Origin of the sequence: Cupriavidus phytorum (genome assembly GCF_003254285.1) — a bacterium.
Classification (GTDB): domain Bacteria; phylum Pseudomonadota; class Gammaproteobacteria; order Burkholderiales; family Burkholderiaceae; genus Cupriavidus; species Cupriavidus phytorum.
Genome location: NZ_QKZN01000030.1, coordinates 1 through 6,121 on the forward strand (window position 1 = coordinate 1; position 6,121 = coordinate 6,121).

Here is a 6,121-nt window from a genome sequence, read left to right on the forward strand (position 1 = left end):
TGGCCAATGCGGCGGTGATCGCTGCCGAGGGACCGTCCGGGGCGCGGCTGGTCGCGTATGTGGTCCCGGCTGCGGGGGCGACGATCGATGGCGCGGCACTGCGCACCGCGCTGGCCACGGAACTGCCCGACTACATGGTGCCGGCCGCCTTCGTCGTGCTCGACACCCTGCCGCTGACCCCCAACGGCAAGCTTGACCGCCGTGCGCTGCCTGTACCGGGAGCCGAACGCGCCGACCAGCATGTGCCGCCGCGAACCGAAGCGCAGCGCGGGCTGGCGCAGATATGGCAGGACGTGCTTGGCGTGCCGCGCGTGGGGCTGGACGACAACTTCTTCGCGCTCGGCGGCGATTCGCTGCTGAGCCTGAAGGTCATTTCCCGCGTGCGCGCCAACCGGGCGCTAGGGCTGGACCTGAAGCTGCGCGACCTGATGCGGACCCCGACCATCGGGCAGTTGCTGCCGGACGGCGCGCCTGCCACGGGCTTGCCCGACGCCACGCCCGCTGCCGCGCTGCGCGTGCTCGCGCCCGGCCCGGCTGGCGCCACGCTGCCGCCGGTGGCCTGCGTCCACGCGGCGCTGGGCACGCTGTTCGACTACGACGCCATCGTCGCGCAGCTGGGCGCGCAGCGCACGGTCTATGGCTTCCAGGCGCGCGCGCTGGCGGATCCGGCATGGCGCGACGCCTCGCTGGCATCGATCGCGGCGGACTATGTGCGGGAATGGCGCACGGCGCAGCCGCAAGGGCCTTACCTGCTGCTGGGCTGGTCGCTCGGCGCGGCGCTCGCCACGCTGATGGCGCGCGAGCTGGAGGCACAGGGGCAGACGGTCCAGTGGCTGGGCCTGGTCGATCCGTTCGTGCCGGAGCCGCGTTCGCACACCAGTGCGGCGCCCGGCTGGCCCGCGGCCCTGGCTGCGTTTGCAGAACGCCTGCTGCCCGGCGCGGAACCGCTCACGCTGCCGCGCGATGCCACTCCCGAGCCCGACGCCGAATCCGTGCGCGCCCTGCTCGCGCCGCGCATTGCCGCGTCCACGGCGCCGCAGGCCGCGCTGGGCGCGGACGAGCTGGCGCACATGTTCCTGGCCGCGCACCGGCTGGGCTTGCTGGCCGCGGCGCAGCGCACGCTGCCCGTGGTAAGGGCGCCGCGCGCGGTCTGGTGGCGCGCCGGCCGTGACGGCGCGGCCGCACGCCTGGCCGGCTGGCTGGGCGCACCGCGCGAAGAGACCGTGCTGGATGGGGTGGACCACCACGCCATCGTGCGCGACCCACGTTTGCTTGAGCAGCTGGGCCGCAGCGTCCAGGCCCGCCCCGAGCCCGAAACCGAAGCGCAGCACCCGACCACCGGCACGGCCACCCTCCCGATGTAGGAGCCTGCGAATGAATTTTCTTAACGCTAATAACAATGATTTGCATTTACAATACGGCCGAAATCAAGAAAGCCGAAATCCAGGAGGAATATGTACAGGGGTAGAACGGGTCGCCCGGGCCAGGGCCGGCCAAGCCATCAACCGTTCGCGTTGACGGCGCTGGCGCTGGCGGTCTCCATGCAGTGCGCGCAGGCGCAGGACAACGGCACGGCGCAGGCGGGCGCCACCGCGGAGGTACAGCTGCCGACCGTCAGCGTGCGCGCCGACAGCGTCGAGAACTACGGGTCGGCGAACAAGAAGTCGGTGTCCGCCACCAAGTCGGATGTGCCGATTGCGGACACGCCCCAGTCGATCAGCGTCATCACCGCCGACCAGATGCGCGCCCAGGGCGTGCAGCGGGTCGAGGAAGCGCTGCGCTACAGCGCCGGCGTGCGCACCGAGCCAATCGTCGATACGCGGCGCAGCACGTACATGATCCGCGGCTTCACCGTGTCCCAGAACAGCCAGTACTGGGACGGCCTGAAACTGCCGGCGTCCGGCGGTTACGGTGGCTGGGAGCTGGAGCCGTACAGCCTGGAGCGCGTCGACGTGGTGCGCGGTCCGTCGTCGGTGCTGTACGGACAGACCTCGCCCGGCGGCCTGATCAACCAGATCAGCAAGCGGCCGCAGGCGGAGACCGCCAACGAGATCAACCTCAGCTTCGGCAACTATGAGCGCAAGGAGGTCTCCGGCGACTTCACCGGCGCGCTCGACAAGGATGGCAAGGTGCTGTACCGCCTGACCGCGCTGGCGCGCGACAGCGGCACGCAGACCAATATGGCCGGCGATGACCGCTTCTTCATCGCGCCGCAGATCACGTGGCGCCCCACCGATGCCACCAGCTTCACGGCCTACGCGCAGATCTACCACGACAACGCCGGCAACAGCGCCAACTTCCTGCCGGCGCTGGGTACCGTCACACCGCTGGCCAACGGCTCGAAGATCCCGACCGACCTGTTCACCGGCGAGCCCGGCTTCGACCGCTTCAAGCGCGAGCAGTACCTGGCCGGCTACGAGTTCTCGCACCGCCTGAACGATACCGTGACGCTGCGCCAGAACCTGCGCTACGGCCACATGTACGTCAGCTACGAGAACATCGGCGGCAACGGCGGGCTGGTGGCGAATCCGCCCAACGGCCCCTACCTGATGCGGCGCATCGGCTTGCGCTCGAACGAGTCGTTCGACCTGTTCACGGTCGACAACCAGGCGCAGATCAAGCTCAGGCATGGCATCTTCGACCATACCATCCTGACCGGCATCGACTACTCGCGCTCGACCTTCAACCGCCTGCGCGGCCTGACCGGCAACACGCCGGCCGCGCAGCCGCCGCTGAATATCTTCAACCCGGTCTACGGCAACTTCGTCGCGCCGAACTACCAGACCGACGAGGACACCACGCGCAGCCAGATCGGCTTCTACCTGCAGGACATGGTGCGGATCTCCGAGCGCTTCATGCTGCAGCTGGCCGGGCGCTATGACAAGGCCAAGGTCAACACCGACACGCGCGCGCTGTCGACCAACGCGGTCACCCGCACCGGCAGCGACGACGGCAAGTTCACCGGCCGCGCCGGCCTGCTGTGGGAAGGGCCCTACGGCCTCTCGCCCTACGTCAGCTACTCGACCTCGTTCGAGCCGGCCACGGCGGTGCCGCTGTTCGGCGGCGGCACGCCGCAGCCCACCACCGGCAAGCAGTACGAGGCCGGCCTGAAATGGCAGCCCACGGGCAGCCGCAGCTTTGCCCAGCTGTCGCTGTTCGATCTGACCCAAGCCAACGTGCTGACCACCTCGCCGGTCAGCGGCTTCTCGTCGCAGCTGGGTGAAGTGCGCTCGCGGGGCGTGGAGCTGGAAGGCACGTGGTCGGTCACGCCCAACTTCAACATCCTGGCGTCGTACACGTACACCGACGCCGAGGTCACCAAGGCGGGCCCGAACGCGCCCAACGCCGGCAAGACGCCGCAATACGTGCCGCGCCACATGGCCTCGCTGTGGGCGGACTACCGCCTGTCCAGCGGGTTCCTCGCCGGGGTCTGGCTGGGCGGCGGCGTGCGCTATGTCAGCAAGACCTACGACCAGACCAACGTGACCGAGGTGCCGGGCTTCACGCTGGTGGACCTGGCCGCGAGCTATTCGTTTGCCCGGCACTACACGCTGCGGCTGAACGTCAACAACCTGTTCGACAAGACCTACGTCGCCGCATGCGACAGCGCCACCAATTGCTACTACGGGCGCCGCCGCACCATCATCGGCACGGTGACGTACCGCTGGTAAGCCGGGCATGGCCTGGCATGCCTATACCTGGCAACAGGCACGGCCCCGCACCCGCGACCCGGGCGCGGGGCCGCGGCCTTGCAGGAGTCCCATCACATGAAAGCCCCCACGCTACGCTTCTGGTACGCGATCCACCGCTGGACCAGCCTGCTCTGCACGCTGAACCTGCTGGTGCTTTGCCTCACCGGCCTGCTGCTGATTTTCCACGAGGACATCGACGCGCTCGCCGGCCAGGAACACCACGGCCTGGTGTCGGCCGAACGCACCCTGCCGGTACCGGCGCAGCGCCCGCCGCTGCAGGGCCTGGTCGACGCGGCGCGCGCGGCCCATGCGGGCCAGGCGCCCAAGTCGATCGCCTTCGCCGAGGATGACGCCGATGCCGTCGGCGTGCGCGTCGGCCCGCCCGGCGAGCCCAAGCTGCGCCACGGCACCACGGTGCAGTTCGATGCCGCCACCGGCGCGCCGCGCAAGCCTGGCCCGGTCGGCGAGACCGTCAGCGGCTTTATCCTCAAGCTGCACCTGAACCTGTTCCTGGGCCTGCCCGGGCAGTTCTTTATCGGCTTTATCGGCGTGCTGTTCGCGCTCAGCCTGATCAGCGGCCTGGTGCTCTACGGGCCCTTCATGCGCAAGCTGGCTTTCGGGCTGGTGCGTTTCGGCAAGCCGGTGCGCGTGGTGCAGGCGGACCTGCACAATCTGTTCGGCATCGTGGTGATGGTGTGGGCGCTGGTGGTCGGGCTGACCGGCACCTTCCTGTCGTTTTCGCCGCTGATCATCGGGCTGTGGCAGAAGACCGAGCTGCAGCACCTGATCGCCACCCTGCCCGGCCCGATGCCGCCGCAACTGGTGCCGGTCGACCGCGCGCTGGAAGCGGCCCACCAGGCCGTACCGGGCAAGGATCCGGCCTTCGTGTTCTACCCCGGCACCGAGTTCTCCACCGGCCGCCACTACGGCGTGGTGCTGCGTGGCCATACCGAGCTGCAGAAGCGCGTCTATGCGATCGTGCTGGTCGATGCCGGCGACGGCCGCGTCGCCGCGGTGCGCGGCATGCCGTGGTACCTGCAGGTGCTGCTGCTGTCGGCCCCGTTCCACTTCGGCGACTATGCCGGCAGGCCGCTGCAGATCCTGTGGGCGCTGCTGACCGTGATCACGGCGGGGGCCACCGTGACCGGACTGATCTTCTGGCTCAAGCGGCCGCGCCGCAGCCGCGAGGAGGCGCGCGCACCGCTGCCGCCGCAACTGTCGGGAGACCAGGCATGAAGCGGATCGACGCTACCTGGCCGATGCCGGTGCTGCTGGGCGCGCTGTCGCTGGGCGGCCTGGCGGCCGGCATTTTTGGTGACGGCGCGTGGGATGCGCTGTGCTGGGTCGGCCTGGGCGTGCCGGTCGCGGTCACCGCGGGCTGGCTATGGCGGCAGTGGCGCGCGCGGGAGCAGCTTCCGCGCCGCTGAGCCGGGCGCGTGCCCGCGCATCCGCCACCAGCGGGCATGTGCCGCAATACCCTTCGTCGGGCAGGCGGTGGTTCAGGCAGCAGATGCGCCGCACCGCCGTTACGCCGGGCAGCCCGGGCTCCGCGCCCGGGCGGAAGGCGCCGTGGAACGGATTGCCGAAGCCGTCGGCGGACACGGCATGACCGCTCCACGCCAGCAGTTCCGCGCGCTGTGCCGCGGCAAGCGCGGGATGTGCGGCCAGTTGCCGCGCGACGCCGGCGGCGGCGACGCCACCGGTACACCACAGCAGCCGCGGCGATACACGCGCGGCACCCGCGAATGCCGCCACCACTTGCGGCAGATGTCGCGCGAGCAGCGGCGCCAGCAAGCACGGCAGCGTCCCTGTGGCCGGCGTACCGTCATCGGGCAGCACCAGGCTGGTCACACGGCCATCGGCCGCGACTTGCCATCCCAGCGCGGGATGATCGAACGGCAGCCTGCGCCGATGCAGCGTTGCGGCCACCAGCGCGCCGGGCAGCACAGCCAGCGTGTAGTCACGGAACCATGCCGCCGCCAGCGCGCGCCGGTCATCGCAGCCCAGCGCCTGTGCCAGCTTGGCAAGGCAGGTATCGGCCAAGCCCGGTGCCGCGGCGCTGAGCGAGGGCTGCGCTGGCTGTGCGGCAATGGACAGGCGCTCGCCGAACGGGCGCAGCGGGCCGGCAAAGAATGGCGCAAGCAAGGGGATCATCGGGGTTCTGGTGCGCGCGGCCCCGCGCCATATGCGGGGGTGCCTTACGGATGACGAACGCGCTGGAGGGGAAATTACTGGCGCTGGCGCGGCTGGGGTTATTGCGGTTGGTTTGGTTGTCGTCCTTGGCAAGGGTGGCTGTTTCGCCGGCGCAGCCGGCGACCTACTTCTTGGCCGAAGCGGTGTGTGTCAAGGTAGTTGTCGCGTCCGCCGTTATGCTGCTTTCCGGTGCCCGGTAGCTTCCTGCTCAGCTCGTTCGGGGTTCAAGAAGACCA

At 69.8% G+C, this 6,121-nt stretch carries 5 protein-coding genes; 4 read left to right on the plus strand and 1 reads right to left on the minus strand.

The features are described from left to right. From C7416_RS28685 to C7416_RS28700, 4 genes are all read left to right on the plus strand, one after another. Positions 1–1,364, plus strand: a 1,364-nt coding sequence (locus tag C7416_RS28685; RefSeq protein ID WP_258401160.1) for a thioesterase domain-containing protein, incomplete at its 5' end; no start/stop codon positions are given. A 90-nt stretch (positions 1,365–1,454) separates the two neighbouring features. Continuing rightward, positions 1,455–3,671: a TonB-dependent siderophore receptor gene (locus tag C7416_RS28690; protein WP_111522002.1), complete on the plus strand. Its 2,217-nt coding sequence runs from the start codon at positions 1,455–1,457 to the stop codon at positions 3,669–3,671. A gap of 96 nt (positions 3,672–3,767) precedes the next feature. Continuing rightward, positions 3,768–4,928 (plus strand): PepSY-associated TM helix domain-containing protein, encoded by a 1,161-nt coding sequence (locus C7416_RS28695; protein ID WP_111522003.1) that lies wholly within the window; start codon positions 3,768–3,770, stop codon positions 4,926–4,928. Further along, positions 4,925–5,119 (plus strand): hypothetical protein, encoded by a 195-nt coding sequence (locus C7416_RS28700; RefSeq protein ID WP_111522004.1) that lies wholly within the window; start codon positions 4,925–4,927, stop codon positions 5,117–5,119. The genes C7416_RS28695 and C7416_RS28700 overlap by 4 nt, the downstream gene beginning before the upstream one ends. Here C7416_RS28700 and fhuF read toward each other — a convergent pair. Further along, the gene (gene fhuF / locus C7416_RS28705; RefSeq protein ID WP_111522005.1) at positions 5,061–5,846 is read right to left on the minus strand and encodes a siderophore-iron reductase FhuF; all 786 of its coding nucleotides are present in this window, start codon (positions 5,844–5,846) and stop codon (positions 5,061–5,063) included. The two genes, C7416_RS28700 and fhuF, sit on opposite strands and share 59 nt — an antisense overlap. Between the last annotated feature and the right edge of the window lie 275 nt (positions 5,847–6,121).

What these genes read in the sequence shown, in the direction of transcription:
- C7416_RS28690 (WP_111522002.1), top strand. Translation starts at nt 1,455, where the DNA reads ATGTACAGGGGTAGAACGGGTCGCCCGGGCCAGGGCCGGCCAAGCCAT.
- C7416_RS28695 (WP_111522003.1), top strand. Translation starts at nt 3,768, where the DNA reads ATGAAAGCCCCCACGCTACGCTTCTGGTACGCGATCCACCGCTGGACC.
- fhuF (WP_111522005.1), bottom strand. Translation starts at nt 5,846, where the DNA reads ATGATCCCCTTGCTTGCGCCATTCTTTGCCGGCCCGCTGCGCCCGTTC.
- C7416_RS28700 (WP_111522004.1), top strand. Translation starts at nt 4,925, where the DNA reads ATGAAGCGGATCGACGCTACCTGGCCGATGCCGGTGCTGCTGGGCGCG.